Source organism: Rhodococcus sp. I2R (assembly GCF_020889545.1).
In the GTDB taxonomy this organism is placed as follows: domain Bacteria; phylum Actinomycetota; class Actinomycetes; order Mycobacteriales; family Mycobacteriaceae; genus Rhodococcoides.
Window position 1 is genome coordinate 157284 of record NZ_JAHUTG010000006.1, and the last position, 18249, is coordinate 175532.

Genomic DNA, 18249 nt, shown 5'->3' on the forward strand with positions numbered 1-18249 from the left:
GCCGGTCCCTTTCACGAGGAGTGCCCGCCGGCGCGCCCGATCTCGGCGCCGTCGAGCGCGAGGACCGCCTCGGCGAAGCTTCGGCCTCGGTGCCCGTAATCGACGAACATGTCCAGGGACGCTGCGGCGGGCGCGAGAAGCACGGTATCTCCCGGCTGTGCGCGAGACGCGGCCTCTCGCACGACGGCTCGCATCACTACATCCGCATCTTCCGCCACATGAGTCACACCCGTATCGTCTCCCGGCGGGAACGTCACGACCGGAACATTCGGCGCGTGTCGCGCCAAAGCCTCCGCGATCTGCGCCCCGTCCCGCCCGATCACCACGGCAGCTACGAGCCGCGGGGCGATCTCGGCGACGAGTTCGTCGACGGACGCGCCCTTCAACAGTCCTCCTGCTATCCAGACGACCCGTTCGTAGGCGAGCAGCGACGACCGCGCCGCATGCGGATTCGTGGCCTTGGAGTCGTCGACGAACGTCACCGCGGCAACCGTTGCGACCACCGCGGCGCGGTGCGGGCCCACGCTGTACGTCTGTAGTCCGGTGGCGACATGCTCGGCGGAGATCCCGATGGAACGGGCGAGTGCGGCAGCGGCGAGCGCGTCCATGAACCCGGCCGGGCCCTGAGGCACGATCTCATCTGTGTGCAGCAGTCGCTGCGCAGCACCGAACGCGTCGTCGATCAGGTATCCGTCGCGTATTCCCAGTTCTTCGCGGCTCGGCTCCGCCAGGCGAAAACCGACGACCTTATTCGCCGGCGACGTCCTCGCCAACGCGGCTGCTCGGGCATCGTCGAGACCGACAACCGCGACAGCCCCGGTCAGCGCGCGAGCTTTCGACAAGGTGTAGCCGTCCATTCCGCCGTGCCAGTCCAGATGATCCTCAGCGATGTTGAGAACGACCCCCGCATCCGGTTTCACCGAAGGCGCCCAGAAAAGTTGGAAGGAGGAGAGTTCCACCGCAAGCACCGTCGGGTGCGGCGTGGCGCGCAGTGCGTCCAGGATGGGAAGACCGATGTTGCCGCACGCGGCACTGGGCAGACCTGCGGACGACAGGATCGACGCGAGCATCGATGTCGTCGTTGTCTTTCCGTTGGTTCCGGTCACCACCAACCATTTCGCCGGTGGCCCGTAGATAGCCGCGCGGTCGACCCTCCAGGCCAGCTCGACATCACCCCAGATCGGTATCCCGCGCTGCGCGGCTGCGGCGAGCACGGGCGCGTCAGGCCGAAATCCGGGACTGGTCACCACCAGTGCGATCCGGTCGAGCATCGCTTCGTCGGCGAGGAGCTCATCCTGGCGCACTCCCGCCGCACCGACCGAGCGCGCGGCTTCGATCGCATCCGGGTCGGAGTCGGTGACCACGACCTCGGCGCCGAGCTCGCGCAGCGGCACCACTGCCGCGAGGCCCGATATCCGCCCGCCGGCCACGAGGACGGTCTCACCCTTCAACCAGTCCAGACCCTCGGACACAGCATCTTCGGACACAGCATCTTCGGACACAGCGGCCTAGCCGCCGACCGCGGCGAGATACTCGCTGTAGAACAGCGCGAGACCCACCGCCGACGCGATTGCGGCCAACAACCAGAATCGAATTATCACCGTGGTTTCTGCCCAGCCACCGAGTTCGAAGTGGTGATGGAACGGAGCCATCCGGAAGACACGACGCCTGCTGGTTCGGAATACCGCAACCTGGATCACGACGGAGGCCGCCTCGGCCACGAACAGCGCTGCGATGACAACCATGATGAGCTCGGTCCGGGTCACGATGGACAGACCGGCGATCAACCCACCGAGTGCGAGCGAACCGGTGTCGCCCATGAATATCTTCGCCGGGGCGGCGTTCCACCAAAGGAAGCCGATACAGGCACCGGCCGCTGCAGCACAAATGAGTGCGAGGTCCAACGGATCGCGTACGTCGTAGCAACCCGGTCCGGGGTTGGTGGAACATGCCTGCCGGTACTGCCAGAACGTGATGACGGTGTAGGCACCGAGCACCAATGTCATCGAGCCCGCCGCGAGGCCGTCGAGGCCGTCCGTGAGGTTGACCGCATTGGACCAGGCGGTCACCAGGAAGTAGCACCAGACGATGAACACGATGGGACCCAGGCTGATGGTCGCGATATCGCGGACGTAGGAGAGCTGCTGACTGGCCGGGGTGAGTCCGTTCTCACCCTTGAACTGCAGGGCGAGTATTCCGAACAGAACGGCTGCGACGAGTTGCCCAACCAGCTTCGCGGTCTTGTTCAGTCCGAGGTTGCGCTGCTTGCGGATCTTGATGAAATCGTCGAGAAACCCGACGAGCCCCAGCACCGTGGTCAACCCGAGCACGAGGAGAGCCGACGCCGATGGACCGTCCGCGTCGTAGCCGACGCCGATGAGGTGCGAGCCCCAGTAGCCGGCCCACAGGCCGGCGAGTATGGCGACGCCGCCCATGGTCGGGGTGCCGCGTTTCGACTGGTGACTGGCCGGGCCCTCGACTCGGATCTCCTGGCCGAAGCCCTGCTTCGAGAACGCTTTGATCAGCACCGGCGTCAGCAGAATCGCGACTGCGAGCGCAATACCTCCAGCGAAGAGGATCTGTCTCACTGCGATTCCTCCGGTGTCATGATGTCCTTCTCCCCATCCGCAGCGGTGTTCTGTACGAGCGCATCGGCAACCGACCACAGTGCGACCGACTGAGATGCTTTGACCAGCACGATGTCACCGGGCTCCAACTCGGCCTCGAGCACCGCGACTGCTGCTGCGTGGTCCGGGACGAGCATCGACTCCTCACCCCAGGACCCCTCCATCACCGCCCCCTGGTGCATTGCCCGTGTCGGCCTTCCGGACTCCACGATGATCAGCCGACTGACGTCCAGACGCACCGCGAGCCGTCCGATCGCGTCGTGCTCGACCACCGAATCCGGTCCCAGCTCACCCATCTCGCCCAGCACCGCCCAGGTACGTCTGGGCGGGCCACCTCCGGACCTCGACATCGACACCAACGCCTTGAGCGCAGCCCGCATCGAATCCGGATTGGCATTGTAGGAGTCGTTGACGATGGTGACCCCATCGGCGCGAGTGCGCACATCCATGCGTCGGGCCGAGGCCGCAGCCGAGCCGGCGAGCGCGTCAGCTATCTGGCTGAGTTCGGCGCCGCATTCGAGCGCCACTGCTGCCGCGGCCAGTGCGTTACCGACTTGGTGTTCACCGTGCACGGCCAGCTCGATCTCGGTGCGGCCGACCGGGGTCACCAGGGTGAAACGTGCACGCGCATGGTCGTCCAGCACCACGTTCTCGGCACGAATGTCCGCATCGGCGGAGTGCCCGACAGTCACCACGCGTGCCGAGGTCCGAGATTTCATCTCGAGGACGAGGCGATCGTCGGCATTGAGCACCGCTACTCCCCCGTCTGCCTCGCTGGGGAGCGACTCGACCAGCTCACCCTTCGCCAGAGCGATCCGATCTCTCGATCCGAACTCACCGAGGTGAGCCGTACCCACGTTGAGAACGACACCGATGCGGGGCGGGGCCGCGTGCGCCAGCGAGGCCACGTGACCGACACCGCGCGCCGACAGCTCGAGAACGAGAAAATCGGACTCCTCGTCCGCGCGCAGCGCGGTCCACGGATGGCCGAGTTCGTTGTTGAACGATCCGGGCGGCGCGACGACTGTGCCCAGCGGGCGAAGGACCGATGCCAGCAGGTCCTTGGTCGAGGTCTTGCCGGATGATCCGGTGACGCCGACGACGGTGAGCCCCGAGGTGGCTGTCAGCTCCGTCACCGAGGCACGGGCCAACGCGCTGAGCGCGGTCAGCACCGCTGCGCCCGACCCGTCGGCGTCGTGTTCGAGAGCCATTGCTCGGCCATCGTGCGGGATCGGGTCGACCACGATACTCGGCACACCGAGCGGACGAGCAGCCAACACTGCCACCGCACCCGCATTCACCGCGGCGACCGCATGGTCGTGTCCGTCCACGCGAGCGCCAGGCAGCGCGAGAAAGAGCCCCCCGGGAGCAACTCTGCGTGAATCGAATTCGACGGCGCCGTCGACGACGCGGGACGGGTCGTCGACATCGTGGAGCTTCCCGCCGACGATGTCGGCGATCTGCTCGATGGTCATGGCTTTCACGAGGTCGCTCCTGCTTGTTGGCCGATCTTTCGATCGATGGCGTCTGCCAGCACGACACGGTCGTCGAACGGATACTTCACGCCGCCGATCTCCTGCCCTGTCTCGTGCCCTTTACCTGCGACGAGAACGACGTCGCCGTCCTGCGCCCACCGCACGGCCTCGGAAATGGCGTTCGCGCGGCCCTCGACGTTCCTCACTTCTCCGCGCTCCTCGGGAGCGAGTGACATGGCGCCGAGCAGTACAGCCTCCCGGATGGCCGTCGGATCCTCCGAGCGCGGGTTGTCGTCGGTGATGACCAGCAGATCAGCGCCTCTGGCACCGGCTGCGCCCATCGGCGCTCGTTTCGTGGTGTCGCGGTTTCCCCCGGCTCCGAGCACGACGGCGACTCTGCCGGTGGTCTGCTTGCGCAAGGTTTCGATAACTGCCTCGACTGCGGCGGGTTTGTGGGCGTAGTCGACCACTGCCAGGAAATTCTGACCCCGGGAGATGCGCTGCACTCGTCCCGGTACGTCGACCTCCTTCATTCCGGCCACCGCCCGTTGAACGTCCGCGCCAGCTACCGCGCAGATCGCGGCAGCGAGCACCGCGTTGGCGACGTTGTAGCGTCCCGGCAGCCGTATCGACGCGTGGTGACGGCATCCGCCGGGGCCGAGCAGGGTGAAGGTCTGGGCGCCGCTGGGATCCGGCGCCCAATCGGCGACAGTCCAGTCGGCACTGCCGGTCACCGACACGGTGATCACATCGGATCCCCCCGAGGCGGCGACGTCGGCCATGCGGCGGCCCCAGTCGTCATCGACACAGACGCACGCCGACTGGGATCGCACACGCGAATCCGCTGTGAACAGTCGACTCTTGGCGAGGAAGTAGTCCTCGAGGGTGCCGTGAAAGTCGAGATGATCCTGCGAGAGGTTGGTGAAGGCAGCGACCGAAAACACGGTTCCGTCCACTCGTCCGAGTGAGAGTGCGTGACTCGAAACTTCCATCACGACGGTGTCGAGGCCACGTTCGAGCATCAATGCGAACAAGGCGTGTAGCTGCGGCGCTTCCGGTGTTGTCAGGGCGCTGGGTACGCGAGCGCCCGCAATCTTGGTTTCGATCGTGCCGATCAATCCGGTGCGGCGGCCCGCGGCAGTCAAGGCCGCTTCGAGCAGGTACGCCGTCGTCGTTTTGCCCGATGTACCGGTGATCCCGATCACGGTCATCTTTTCCGAGGGTCGTCCGTAGACGAGTGCCGACATATCGCCGAGCACGGTACGCGGGCGGTCGTGCACGAGCACCGGTACCGGTAGAACGGGGAACTGTCGCTGCAGGATCTCGAGGCCCGCCGAATCGGTGAAGATCGCGACAGCTCCGCGCTCGATCGCGTCACCGGCGAAGGATGCCCCGTGGGCAGTCGATCCGGCCAAGGCAGCGAAAAGATCGCCGTCGAGGATGGATTGGGCACGTAAGTCTACACCGGTCACCATTCGATGTTGTCCGTCTGCGGCCGGCACGACGGTGGCGTCCGCAGCGGCGGCGATCTCCTCGACAGTGGTGTGCGGGGGGTTCGAGGGTCGGGACGGGGTCGGAGCAGGCTGTGGCTCGGCTGGCACAGACACTGTGCTCCTTTCTGCTGAACTGCTGGCGCGGGACATTGAGACGGTGGTTGCGCTCGGGCCGAAACGAAAGGTCGAGGAAAGCGACATTTCGAAACCGAGCACGAGGACCGAAGGGTCAGGTTACCGGCGGGTGCCGGTCCCCCAGCCCCCCGACCCATGGGCCGAGAGGTCGATCACGCTCAATCGGCTTGCAGAACCAGCTTCGGACCGGGGTCTGCAGAGAACGGCACGCTGTCGCGTTCGAGCATCCAGCTGGCGATGTTGTGGAACAACGGCGCGGCCGACTGCCCTCCGGAACCATCGGCGCTCCGCGTTGGAGCATCGAGCATGATTCCGATCACGTAGCGCGGATCGTCCGCAGGTGCAATACCAGCGAAGGTGATCCAGTAGTCCGAGTTCGAGTAGCAGCCACAATTGGGATCCACCTGCTGGGCGGTGCCTGTCTTGCCGCTGATCTGGTAGCCCTCGACGCCCGCTGCGACGCCGGTACCTCGCTGGTTGCCGTTGTCGTCCTGGGTGACCGATCGAAACATCTGCCGGACGGTCGACGCCGTCTCCGGACTGACGACATGGACACCCTCAGGCTGTTCGGTCTCTGTCCGGTTTCCGTCCGGGTCGACCGTGGCATCGACGATGCGCGGCGGGATGCGTACTCCGTCGTTGGCAATCGCCTGATACATCGCAGTCATCTGCAGCAGGGTCATCGACAGGCCCTGCCCGATGGGGAGGTTCGCGAACGTGCCACCCGACCACTGATCGCGATTCGGCACGCTTCCCGCGCTCTCTCCGGGTAGGCCGACGTCCGTTCTCTGTCCGAGACCGAAACGAGCCAGCATGTCCGCGAAGCGATCCTCACCGACGCGCTCGGCAAGCATCAGGGTGCCGACGTTCGAGGACTTACCGAACACGCCGGTCGTGGTGTAGGGCGCGAGGCCGTGCTCCCACGCATCCTTCACCGAAACACCCGACATGAAGATGTTGCCGGGAACTTGCAGTACCTCTTCGGGTGTTGTCAGTCCGTACTCGATCGCCGCCGCTGCAGTGATGATCTTGTTGACCGAGCCGGGCTCGAAGGGTGTGGAGACAGCGAGGTTGCCCATCTCTTTGCTTCGGTCGTTGTTTCCGACACCGATACCGGGGTTGAACGTGTTGTCGTTGGACATCGCAAGAACCTCACCGGTTCTCGCATCCTGCACGACTGCCGAAGCGTTCCTTGCTCCCGACAGATCTTTGGCGAGCTGAACTTGCTGCTGCACGTAGTACTGCAGGTCGGCGTCGATGGTCAGTTCGACACCGGAACCGTTGACGGCCGTTTGCTTGTCCCGCCAGCTACCTGGGATGACAGCGCCGTCGGACCCGCGATCGTAGGTCTGTGACCCATCGGTTCCGGCCAACGTCGAGTCCAGAGAGTCTTCGAGCCCCAAGAGTCCGTGACCGTCCCAGCCGGTTGCTCCCACCAGATTGGCAGCGAGGGACCCACCGGGGTACTCGCGAATGTCCTGTCGTTCGAGACCGACTTCTTCGAATTCTTCGCTGATCCGCGTAGCGATGGTCGCATCCACTCCGCGCACCAGATAGGTGAAGGTGTCGTCGCTTTCGAGTTTGTCGAGAATGACGTCCTCGGGTGCGAGATCGCCCAGTTCATCGTGTATCCCGGCCGCGATCGCATCGAGTCGGTCTTGCGTGGAGGGGTTCGTCGGATCCTTCGCGCGCGCCTCGTCCAGTTCACGGCGAACCCGGACAGGCTGGAAGGTCAGCGCTTTCGCTTCCATCGTGAATGCGATGGGATTGCCGTTGCGGTCCATGATCGAGCCTCGAGTCGCCGGATCGACGAGCGTCGTGGTTCGTTGCGAGGCCGCCTCGGCGGAGAGTCGGTGCCCGTCGACTCCCATGATCCAAACCAACTGCAGGGCCACCACGGCCAGTACACCGAACATGGCGATGCGGCCGAACCCGCTTCGAAAAGCGAAGGACGACGCATCGAAGCGTGTATCGGATCCCGCGCGCGGTCGACCGGCGGGGGCTCCCGGACGTCGAGACGATTCGGCTCGACGACGCGGGACGCCGTATCCCTGATCGTCGGATGCATTCCGCGACAGCGGCTTACGGCGAGGTCTTCCGGTGGACGGCCTGGTCACTGCCGACTACCCGAAGGACTCGCCGACGGGATGCTCATGGGAACCAATTGTTCACCGAGGGCTGCGGTTCCAGCGGCATTCGATGTGTTCGGCGTGGCGCGTGTGACTGGTGGGACCGAACTGGCACGCGGGACGGAGTCGGCTGCCGAGGTAGCGGCACGCGCAGGCAGGGAGTTGCTCGAGCTGCCGGCAGAACCGGATTCGGACGATCCCGTCGATCGATCCGAGTTCGCTGCAGCCACCTCCGACGGGGGATCCAACGGGGCCACGGGCGCGCCCTGCGCAGGCTGTGGCGTACCGATCACCTGGACCGAGCCGTCCTCCGCGACGAGAAGGCGCGCGGTGTCGAGGGCAGGAATCATGCCCTGCTCTGCGGCTTTTCGGGCCAGCTCGGGCGCGGAATCCGCAAGCTCGACGTCCCGCTGCAGCGACGCACGTTCCTGGACGAGACTCTGGTTGTAGGCCTTCGCGTCACTGAGCATGTACGAGTCACCCGCAGAACGGGTCGTGAGCAGAAGGGTCAGACCCAGTCCCAGCGAAAGCAATCCGATGATCAGCGCCACGAAAGGAATTCGGGCAGTGATCGCGGATGCAGTCAGAGATCCACGCTCCGCCGGATTTCCGGCACCCAACCCGCGAGCGCTGGCCCGCTGCTGACGCCTCTCGTATGCGCGGAGAGCCGCTCCGGAACGCCCAGTTTCGGGTTCCGATGCCTTCGACCGTCGCCGACGCTTCGCCGGAGCCGTACCCGCGGTGACAGTCATACCGATTTCCTCGCAATCCGCTCCGCCGCGCGCAGACGTACTGGCGCCGAACGCGGGTTCTCTTCGATTTCTTGGTCAGAGGCGCGCTCGGCACCTCTGGTGAGCAGACGAAACTCAGGCCCCATACCCGGAAGCTCAACGGGAAGCCCCTCGGGGCTCGTCGATTTGACGCGCGGCGCCAGCTCCCTCTTGACCACGCGATCCTCGAGCGATTGGTACGACATGAACACCACCCGACCCCCGACCGCGAGCGCGTCGAGACCTGCCGGGACTGCCCGCTTCAGCGAGTCCAGCTCACCGTTGACCTCTATCCGCAACGCCTGAAACGTTCGTTTGGCGGGATGGCCACCCGTTCGTCGAGTGGCAGCAGGGATCGACGCGTAGAGCAGTTCGACAAGCGCGGCACTGGTGGTGAATGGCTTCGCTTCGCGCTGTCGAACGACCGCGGAGGCTATCCGGCCCGCAAACCGCTCCTCGCCGTAAGTGCTCAGGACGCGCGCGATCTCACCGTGCGAATAAGTATTGAGAACGTCCGCCGCGGTGATACCCACGGTGGGATTCATGCGCATGTCCAGCGGAGCATCCACCGAGTACGCAAATCCACGTTCGGCTTCGTCGAGTTGCATGGAGGAAACGCCGAGATCGAACAGGATCGCATGCACCGCGTCACGTTCCGGCAACCCCGACTCTTCCAACGCAGCGCCGATTCCGTCGTAGGTGGTGTGCACGAACGTCGTCCGATCGGAGAAACCGGCGAGACGCTTGCTCGCGAGCCGGAGTGCATCCGGATCGCGATCGAGTCCGATCAACTGGAGTGTCGGATAGGTACGAAGGAAATGCTCCGAATGACCGCCGAGACCGAGTGTCGCGTCGATCATGACCGGCGACTCACCTCGCGCCGCAACTGCAGTCAGTGCAGGTCCGAGAAGCTCATCTGCCCGGCCCAGTCGAACTGGAATATGTTCGGGTTCGAACGCCTTCGACGTTCCGACTAGCTCGGGAGCGATCTCCGGGTCGGGCGAGTTCGTGTCGCCTTCCACAATGTTTCCTCCCGGTCTTGCTTGTGAACACCCTCGTGCGGTGCTCACATAGATCGATGATGGGGGCGAATGCCGCGAGGTCCCTGTCCGATAGGAACCTGGCGTTGGGGAAGAACGTCAGGGTCCTGATCTGCGAAACCTGGCGTTGGGGAAGAACGTCAGGGTCCTGATCTGCGAAACCTGGCGTTGGGGAAGAACGTCAGGGTTCTGATCGGGCAGAGGCCTCGCGGCACTCGGCTTGTTGATCCGGGCGGCTACACGATGCCTTCCAGCGATTCGTCGAACGCATCCGAGAAACTCTGCTCACTCTCGGCCGAGTAACGAGCCCACGCCTCTTCGTTCCAGACCTCGATGAACTCGATGGATCCGTTCACCACGACGTTGCGCTCGAGGTTTGCGTACTGGCGGTGGTCCGCCCTCAGGGTGATTCGCCCCTGGCCGTCGAGCTTCTGCTCGTCGGTGCCCGCGCCGAGCTGCCGTATGTACGAGCGAGCAACCGGGTTGGAGCGCGAGGCCTCGGTCAGTTTCCGCACCTTTTCCGCGAAGGCGTCCTGGGTGTAGATGGCGAGGCTGTGGTCCTGACCTTTGCTCACCATCAACCCACCCTCCAGCGCTTCGCGGAACTTCGCCGGCAGCGTCAACCGGCCTTTGTCGTCGAGCTTGGGCGTGTAGGTACCGAGGAACACTCGACACCTCCCACTCTCTTCGCTTCCACCACTTTACCCCACTTTCCCCCACATACAATCCCGCCAGCGCACTCTTTCCGAACAATCATCACAAAACTCCAGCTCGAGCGCGTGGAAGACAGTGGGGAAGAATTCTGCGACATGCGCACCGCCGCGAACCAGCGAAGGGCATCGGACCGCAGTCGAGGTGCAAAACCCCAGGTAAAAGCCAGGATGCCGCTCGCTGCAAGTCGGTATGCAAAATCGGTGGGGGGAAGTGGGGATCGGCGTGGCCACCGCCGATCGAGTGGGTGAGAGTGGGGAACCTCAGCCGGCACGAGCCCGATCAGTGACTTGCGGGAATTCGGCCAGCGCATGCAAAAGCGGCGCCTACCGTGTGGTAGACGCCGCTTCGACAATCAGAATAGTGACGATCAAACTTGTAGTGACGCTCGACCTTTGGGGGACGAGCGCACGTTTCATGTGATGACGAGTGGTGCCGTAGTCCTTCGGACCCCGTCACCGCTCATCGAGTTCACTCCTGTTCGAACCGCCGCCGGAACCGATCTTCCATTCGCGAAGTGAAACTGCCGCCCTTGCGGCCCGGCTTCGACTTTTGTCCCGAACTGCTGCGTTTCCCAGGACCTGCGGCCGCAGTGCCCGAGCTTTCGCCCGACGCCGCGTCCTCCTCCGAGGCAGACGAACCGCCGCGGGGGCCACCGAGCAGATACAGAACCCCGGCGCCGAACATGAACGCGAATCCGACAAGACTGATCACCGGGAACCCGCCGGGCTGGAATGGAATAGCCACACCGGAAACGAGAAGAACAAGCCCCAATACGAACAGCGCGATCGCTTGAAAGCGCCGCTTGCTCGTCGCCGTACGCATACGGCCGCTTCTCACGTGAGAGGCGAACTTGGGATCCTCGGCGTAGAGAGCGCTCTCGATCTGATCGAGCATGCGCTGCTCGTGCTCGGAGAGTGGCACGGTACCTCCCCCTGCACAGATATTGAAAGTCATTTCGGGTGCGAAACGACGGGAAGCTGACCTTGGCGGCTACCTACCGTTGATAATACGAGCAGAATCGCCCGCTTACCACCTACTCGGTCGATGTGTTCCTGAGAATGTTCGAAGAGTCCCTGCGCTGAGGTCCGGACCGCCACCGGATTCGGTCCGCGATCCGGCCCGAGGGCGACGCTTCGACCACGTTACCGCTCCGTTTTCGGTGTAATGCGCCCTCTCACGCGGTCATCGAGCGCGGATGGGCGCCGACAGGGTCGAGGCGGGAATCCGCCCCGATATATTCCTCGACCACGTGCAGGAACCGCCCCACCTGGCGATAGAAATCGTCAGCCATGTCGAGGTCGATCGACCTCGACAATCCTGCGAGAACCGCTGCCCGTGTTGCCGAGTAGCCGGAGAAGTACTCCGCCCACGCTTCCAGTTCGGGCGCTGCCTTGGTCAACAACACCCACGCATTCCGAGAACGCGCCCGTGCCGTCGAGATCGGCGCGGCCTCGATCACTGCAGCGGCCCCACGCAACGCAGCGGTGTAGCAGTCGAGAAACTGGTCCGATGCCGTAGCTGCGCCTATCGAACCGGACAAGAACGCATCCGCTCGACCGAGAAGCAGCCTGGCGCGCGGCGACACCGGCGGACGAACTCCGGCGCGGAGACCTTGTGTTGCCATACTCGAACCCCTCCCGATCGATTCGCCGTTGTCGACCGCGTTTTCGCCACGCCCGGCCCTCGACGACGCTCTAAGGTCGGAACCCGGCGAACCCTCGCTTCCCTCGAGACTTCGCCGGATCGCCGACATCGAACATCCGTTCGACATATTCAATATAGCTGCGCCCACCGACAAGTAGTCAAGGAAAGGTTGAGAACAGTCGCCACCGAAGCGGAACCGACCCCCCACCTGGTCGACCTGTCAGCCCAGGAAATCCGCCGAAGACTGCCTGAAGCACTGTCGATCTACGTCGAGGCGATGGGCTACCCGCAGGGCACCGAGTACCACCGCGCGCCGATGTGGTCCGAGCACGTCCTTCGGCCAGGCTGGCGCGGTGTCGGCGCAGTCCTGCCCACACCCGAGAGCCCTCTCGTGGCGATCGCCTACGGATATCGTGGAGCGCCCCACCAATGGTGGAATCAGCAGGTCCGCGACGGCCTGCGTCGTTCGGGAAAGAGCAACGAGTACATCGACGCAGTTCTGTCCGACTACTTCGAGCTCACCGAGTTGCACGTCCGACCGGACGCTCAGGGGCATGGCCTCGGCAGCGCCCTGACGCGCCGACTGCTGGCCGGACGCACGGAAAAAAACGTGCTGCTGTCCACTCCCGAGGTCGCCGGTGAGGACAACCGAGCTTGGCGACTCTACCGTCGGCTCGGTTTCGAGGATGTCCTCCGCGACTTCACGTTCGCCGGTGACCGTCGCCCCTTCGCAGTGCTCGGCCGCGTCCTGCCGTTCGAATAGCGCCTGCCGTTCCAACTCCGGCGCCCTTCCAACACCACAACCGACCGGTCGCGGAAGACCTATAGCCTGGAGTGGTGATCGACGCCGTAGTTGTGGGATCTGGCCACAACGCCCTTACCTCGGCCTGCTATCTCGCTGACGCAGGGTTATCGGTGGAAGTACTGGAAAGGGACACGATCATCGGCGGCGGGGTGTCCTCGATCGAACGCTTTCCGGGTCACCAGGTGGATCGAGGTTCTTCGGCCCACATCATGATCCGGCACACCGGAGTGATCGAGGAATTGGAACTGGCCGAACACGGATTGCGCTACGTCGAGTGCGATCCGTGGGCGTTCGCACCGGGTACGCCGGGAACCGACGAACCGCCGCTGGTGTTTCGACGCGATCTGGACGCGACGTGCTCGTCCATAGCGCAGGCGTGCGGGTCGCAGGACGCACGCGCGTACCGAAAATTCGTCGACAAGTGGGGACCGAGAAGCGTCCGAACAATGCGGGCCTTCTCCGGGGCGCCCACCGGCCCCAATCTGCTCCGGTCGTTCTGGGGATTGGATGCCCCGAGCGGTGGTAGCGCACTGTCGCGAGAATTCATCACCAGCGGTGATGCACTGCTGGACGAGACGTTCTCCTCCGAGCGCCTGAAGGCTGCTCTGGCATGGTTCGGGGCGCAGTCCGGTCCCCCGATGTCCGAACCAGGGACCGCACCGATGGTCGGATTCGCCGCTCTCATGCATACGCTGCCGCCGGGGCGGGCCATCGGTGGCAGCGGCGTGCTGACCGATGCTCTCGCCTCCAGACTTCGATCCCGCGGTGGACGCGTCACCGCGGGCGACGCGGTCGAAGCGCTGACCCCATCGGAACAGGCGTGGACGACACGTACCGCATCCGGTCGAACCGTGCGCAGCAGGATGGTCGTCGCTGGCTGCCACATCCTGACCACACTGAAACTTCTGGAGGCAGGTGGGCACAACCCACGCCAGATCGACACATGGCGGCGCGGCATTCGGGTCGGGCCCGGCATCGGAATGGCTGTCCGCCTCGCCACCGATGCCCTCCCCCAGTACCCGAATGCACCGTCGACGCTGTCCGCGACGGCCGGGCTGCAACTGCTTGTCCGAGATCGAGCCCACCTGCGGATGGCGCATGCGTGTGCGCTCACCGGCGAGCTACCCACCACGCCGGCTGTCCTAGCCATGTCCTTCACTTCGATCGATCCCAGCGTGGCCCCGGAGGGTGAGCATCAGATCTCACTGTGGTCGCAGTGGCAGCCACACACTCTGACCGGCGGCCGGCAATGGCGAAACAGCTCCGACAGGGTGGACCCGACCGATCTGGCCGAAATCGAGGCCGACCGCATCGTCGACCAGGTGGAAGCCGCTGCCCCGGGTTTCCAACGTTCGATTCTGCACCGCCACGTACAGTCACCGGCCGATATCGAACGGGAACTGGGAATGGTCGGAGGCAACATCATGCACGTGGAGATGTCCTTGGACCAGATGATGATGTGGCGCCCCATCCCGCAGTTGTCGCAGCACCGCGTTCCCGGCGCGCCCGGCTTGTATCTCACCGGCGCTTCGACACATCCCGGCGGTGGCGTGATGGCCGCGAGTGGCCGCAACGCCGCGAGGTTGGCTCTCGCCGACGCCGGCGCAGGGCGATTCCGTCGATGGATCGGTGCCCGACGCCGATGAACAAACTAGTGATAGCACTCGCTGCGGGGGCGATCGGAGCACAGATCGTGTATCCGCTCGTGAGCGGAAGTACCCGAGATATGGTCACCGTGGCCGTCGTCGGATTCTTGGCGGCAACTGCCGTCACCCACGCCGTGCTGACCCGGGGACCTTGGTGGGCTGCGGTGATGGCCTGCGGCACTGCCGGCCTCGGCCTCGCCTCCGAGATAATCGGTACAGCGACCGGCTTCCCGTTCGGCAGCTACTTTTATTCCACCGGACGCCTCGGACCCGAGGTCTTCGGCATTCCCGCCGTCATTCCGTTTGCCTGGACCGCGGGCTTCTATCCGATCTGGTGCACGGTGACTTTCCTTCTGCAACGCAGACAGAGGTCGCCGATGAACATGTCCGTGCGGCGCATTGCCCTCACCGCGGTGTCGATGGTGGGCTGGGACCTGTATCTCGACACGCAGATGGTCACCGACGGCCACTGGACATGGACGACACCCATCCCCGGTTTGCCCGGCATCCCGTCGATACCGATGAGCAACTACCTCGGCTGGTTTCTGGTTTCGCTCCTCATGGCGTCGATCATCGAGGCAGCCACCCGCCTGCTGTCGCGAACCACGATCGAATCCACCGCTACGGAAACTGCCGCGCACGCTGGGACCGGATCCGATACCGTCCCCATCGTGTTGTTCATGTGGACCTGGCTCGGGTCCGCCTTCGCACACGCCGTCCTCCTCTCCGGCGGAGAGATGCACTACTCGGCCATATACGGGTTTGTCGTGATGGGAGTGATCGGGATACCTGTCCTTCGTTCGCTGATCGTCTTTCGCCGACGCGCCGGCTCCGCCTCTGTCTGAGCGCCACCGACAGCTCTACGCGCACTGTCTGGCACGATGTCGCTGTGCAGTCGACAACCCGTGAAAGCAGGTCCCGCAACCATCGCCGACTTCTGTCCGCGCTCACCCTGGCGTTGCTCCTCGCTCCCCTGTTGACCGGGTGCCTGCGCGCCCAGGTCTCGATGGGTGTGTCGGCCGACGACCGAGTGTCCGGACAGATAATCGCCGCGACGATTCCCACCTCGGACACCGACACCGGACCGACGCTCACGCCGCCGTCCACTCTCGCGAACAAGATCCGCGTCTCCGAGTATCGGCAGGACGGTTACGTCGGCAGCGAAGCCAGATTCGACGATCTGACGTTCGGCGATGTGCAGACGCTCGGGTCGATGTCCGACCAGGCGGTGGGCAGCTTCCAGTTGATCTTCCAGCGCTCCGGCGACACCGTCAGCCTCGATGGCAATGCCGACCTGCAGTCGGTCCCGACTCAGGGTTCCGATGTTCAATTCACCATCGCTTTTCCTGCACGTATCGGAACGACGAACGGGACTCGTGAAGGCGACAACATCATCACGTGGAAGCTCCCCCCGGGAGAAATCACCGCGATGCGTGCCGAGGTCAACTACCCCGACCCCAATACGCGCAGTTTCGCCGGCTGGGCCGGAATCGTAGGCGGAGTGACCATCGGTGTCGCTGCGATCGTCGGAGCGATGGCCTGGGTCAACCGCAATCCCCCCGTGCGGCGCCGCAACTCGTCTGCGTGAGCGCCACGTCCGATGTCATCCGACGCCTGACAGCAGCGGGCGCAGTACTAGCAGGGGTATCCGCAGCGCTCTCGGTCGTCAATGCGACCACGATGCGCCGACTCACGCCGCCGCGGACGGACGCTCGCGAAAGCGTCGCGATCTGCATCCCGGCCCGGAACGAAAGAGAAAAACTCCCAGCACTTCTGGTCGATCTCAGGGCACAGGCACGGTGCCCCCACCTCGAGGTGTTCGTGCTCGACGACGGATCCACCGACGACACCTTCGCGCTCGCCGAACGAGCGGTGGCGGCGGATCCTCGGTTCGAACTGATCCGTTCGGATACGGACCCACCCCCGGGCTGGACCGGCAAAGCCGCCGCATGCCGAATCCTCGCGGAACGCGCGTTCGACCGTGGCAGCGTCGACTACATCGCATTCGTCGACGCGGACGTCCGTCTCGACAGCCATGCCGTCGCATCCGTAGCCTCGGCCCTTCGGTCCAGCGGAGCCTCGCTGCTATGCCCCTGGCCGCGGCAACTGTCCGGCACCCTTGTCGAATCCCTTGTACAACCGCTCCTGAGCTTTTCCTGGATGTCGACACTTCCGATACGAGCAGCCGACGCGTCGACACGCCCGTCCACTGTGGTGGCGTGCGGTCAGTTCATGATGTTCGACGCGAACGCGTATCGATCGATCGGCGGGCACGTTTCGGTGGCTGGGAGCCCGACCGAGGACCTCGACATCGCTCGCGCGCTCCGCCGACAGGGCCGACGCACCGTTCTCGTTGCCGGTGGAGAATTCGTCCGATGTCGCATGTACGACGGCTGGCCTGCGGTGCGTGACGGGTACACGCGGTGGTTGTGGAACGCGTTCGGGGGTCTTTTCGGGTCTGCTTCGGTGCTCGGCGCGATCAGCGTCATGTATCTCCTGCCGCCGGCAGCCGCACTTTTCGGGTCCGGAGCGACGCGCCGATGGGGGCTGCTCGGATACTGCGCCGCGGTCTCCTCGCGCGTCGCGGCGGGGTACGCGGAATCGGGTGGCTCGACACCCTTGCTGCGGACCGTCGCTCGCGCGACCGCGCACCCGGTGTCCGTGGCGATCTATGGCGCACTCACTATCGAGTCGTTTCGCCGCCACCGCCTGGGCACCACCACGTGGAAGGGCAGACCGCTGACGACGGAATTCTGAGGGTGTCAGACTCGAGCTTCGCAGACACCGAGATTGGTGAGAACCTCGCGAGTGGCCCGCGCGAAGTTCAGCGTGATGAAGTGCAGCGCCGGAGCACCCTCGGCGATGAGCCGCTCGCACATCGACGTCGCCAATTCGATACCCACCTCGCGAACAGCCGCGCGATCTTCCTCCGGACCGGTACCCGCTGCGGCCGTGAAACGATCGTCGATCTCACGGGGTAGAGCAGAACCCGACAGCGCGAGCGCCCGACGAACCGTTCGCAGGGAGGTTATCGGCATGATCTCGGGAATGATCGGCTTCGCTCCCTCCTCGGGATCGCACGCCACCACGCGGTCCCGCAACCTCAGATAGTCGTCCACATCGAAAAACATCTGGGTGATGGAGTATTCGGCGCCCGCGCGCAGCTTGTCGACGAGAACTCTGGTGTCCTGTTCCAGGTCGATCGCGCGGTAGTGCCCCTGGGGGAACGAGGCGACGCCGACATGGAAATCGCCCAGCTCGCGGACCAGACGGACCAATTCCTCGGCGTACTCGACCCCGTCCGGATGCTTGTCCCAGTGGCCCAGCGGATCACCGGGCGGGTCCCCACGCAGGACGAGGACGTTGGAGATTCCGCGGTCCGCGTAGGCGCCGACCATCGACCGCAACTCGGCGACGCTGTGGGACACCGCGGTCAGGTGCGCCACGGGCAGCAGCGTGGTCTCCTCGGCGATCTGCCCGGTGACCCGAACAGTGCGGTCACGGGTCGACCCGCCGGCTCCGTACGTCATGGAGACAAATGCCGGTTGCATCTGTTCGAACTCGCGAACAGCCCGCCACAGCCTGGCCTCCGCGGCCTCGTCTCTCGGCGGTGAGAACTCGACCGAGAATGGGATCTTGGTGGAGTCGGCGTCGCGAAGCCGGTCCACTATCGACGGAGTTCGGGTGAGCCGCGCCGCGCTGGGCCGCCCCCTGACGGCTTCGGATGTCACACCGCAATCATAGTTTCGCACTGTGACACCGTCGACGGCA

At 64.7% G+C, this 18249-nt stretch carries 16 protein-coding genes; 5 read left to right on the forward strand and 11 right to left on the reverse strand.

Annotation, left to right across the window (positions count from 1 at the left end):
• Window positions 1-11: 11 nt before the first annotated feature.
• From murD to KVY23_RS08145, 10 genes are all read right to left on the reverse strand, one after another.
• Complete coding sequence (gene murD, locus KVY23_RS08100) at window positions 12-1487, reverse strand: UDP-N-acetylmuramoyl-L-alanine--D-glutamate ligase (RefSeq protein ID WP_230555997.1); 1476 nt, start codon at window positions 1485-1487, stop codon at window positions 12-14.
• Window positions 1488-1508: 21 nt separating this feature from the next.
• A complete protein-coding gene (gene mraY / locus KVY23_RS08105; RefSeq protein ID WP_075840555.1) occupies window positions 1509-2588 on the reverse strand; it encodes a phospho-N-acetylmuramoyl-pentapeptide-transferase in 1080 nt (359 codons plus the stop codon).
• Window positions 2585-4102 (reverse strand): UDP-N-acetylmuramoyl-tripeptide--D-alanyl-D-alanine ligase, encoded by a 1518-nt coding sequence (murF, locus tag KVY23_RS08110; RefSeq protein WP_268994887.1) that lies wholly within the window; start codon window positions 4100-4102, stop codon window positions 2585-2587. Before murF ends, mraY begins: the two co-directional genes overlap by 4 nt.
• 5 nt (window positions 4103-4107) lie before the next feature.
• Complete coding sequence (locus KVY23_RS08115; RefSeq protein ID WP_371829778.1) at window positions 4108-5745, reverse strand: UDP-N-acetylmuramoyl-L-alanyl-D-glutamate--2,6-diaminopimelate ligase; 1638 nt, start codon at window positions 5743-5745, stop codon at window positions 4108-4110.
• Between the two features lie 143 nt (window positions 5746-5888).
• On the reverse strand, window positions 5889-7808 hold the full coding sequence (locus tag KVY23_RS08120; RefSeq protein WP_268994888.1) for a penicillin-binding protein 2: 1920 nt from the start codon (window positions 7806-7808) through the stop codon (window positions 5889-5891).
• A gap of 35 nt (window positions 7809-7843) precedes the next feature.
• The gene (locus tag KVY23_RS08125; RefSeq protein ID WP_230556001.1) at window positions 7844-8611 is read right to left on the reverse strand and encodes a hypothetical protein; all 768 of its coding nucleotides are present in this window, start codon (window positions 8609-8611) and stop codon (window positions 7844-7846) included.
• Window positions 8608-9618, reverse strand: coding sequence for a 16S rRNA (cytosine(1402)-N(4))-methyltransferase RsmH (gene rsmH, locus KVY23_RS08130; protein ID WP_230556076.1), 1011 nt, complete (start codon window positions 9616-9618; stop codon window positions 8608-8610). The genes KVY23_RS08125 and rsmH overlap by 4 nt, the downstream gene beginning before the upstream one ends.
• Window positions 9619-9905: 287 nt before the next feature.
• A complete protein-coding gene (gene mraZ, locus KVY23_RS08135) occupies window positions 9906-10337 on the reverse strand; it encodes a division/cell wall cluster transcriptional repressor MraZ (protein ID WP_075840552.1) in 432 nt (143 codons plus the stop codon).
• 514 nt (window positions 10338-10851) lie between these two features.
• Entirely contained in the window at window positions 10852-11304 is a 453-nt protein-coding gene (locus KVY23_RS08140) for a DUF3040 domain-containing protein (protein ID WP_230556002.1), read from the reverse strand.
• A gap of 253 nt (window positions 11305-11557) precedes the next feature.
• Window positions 11558-12007, reverse strand: a complete 450-nt coding sequence (locus KVY23_RS08145; protein ID WP_075840549.1) for an SAV_6107 family HEPN domain-containing protein — start codon at window positions 12005-12007, stop codon at window positions 11558-11560.
• 189 nt (window positions 12008-12196) lie between these two features.
• Here KVY23_RS08145 and KVY23_RS08150 point away from each other — a divergent pair, with 189 nt between their 5' ends.
• The 5 genes from KVY23_RS08150 (at window position 12197) to KVY23_RS08170 (ending at window position 17235) form a co-directional block, all read left to right on the forward strand.
• Window positions 12197-12790, forward strand: a complete 594-nt coding sequence (locus KVY23_RS08150) for an N-acetyltransferase (protein WP_206509721.1) — start codon at window positions 12197-12199, stop codon at window positions 12788-12790.
• Window positions 12791-12864: 74 nt separating this feature from the next.
• On the forward strand, window positions 12865-14478 hold the full coding sequence (locus tag KVY23_RS08155) for an NAD(P)/FAD-dependent oxidoreductase (protein WP_230556003.1): 1614 nt from the start codon (window positions 12865-12867) through the stop codon (window positions 14476-14478).
• The gene (locus KVY23_RS08160) at window positions 14475-15323 is read left to right on the forward strand and encodes a carotenoid biosynthesis protein (protein ID WP_230556004.1); all 849 of its coding nucleotides are present in this window, start codon (window positions 14475-14477) and stop codon (window positions 15321-15323) included. Before KVY23_RS08155 ends, KVY23_RS08160 begins: the two co-directional genes overlap by 4 nt.
• Before the next feature lie 44 nt (window positions 15324-15367).
• The gene (locus KVY23_RS08165; RefSeq protein WP_230556005.1) at window positions 15368-16066 is read left to right on the forward strand and encodes a DUF3153 domain-containing protein; all 699 of its coding nucleotides are present in this window, start codon (window positions 15368-15370) and stop codon (window positions 16064-16066) included.
• A complete protein-coding gene (locus KVY23_RS08170) occupies window positions 16063-17235 on the forward strand; it encodes a glycosyltransferase family 2 protein (protein WP_230556006.1) in 1173 nt (390 codons plus the stop codon). The genes KVY23_RS08165 and KVY23_RS08170 overlap by 4 nt, the downstream gene beginning before the upstream one ends.
• Before the next feature lie 5 nt (window positions 17236-17240).
• On the opposite strand, the gene KVY23_RS08175 is transcribed toward KVY23_RS08170, so the two are convergent.
• Window positions 17241-18209, reverse strand: coding sequence for a methylenetetrahydrofolate reductase (locus KVY23_RS08175; protein ID WP_230556007.1), 969 nt, complete (start codon window positions 18207-18209; stop codon window positions 17241-17243).
• Window positions 18210-18249 lie beyond the last annotated feature (40 nt).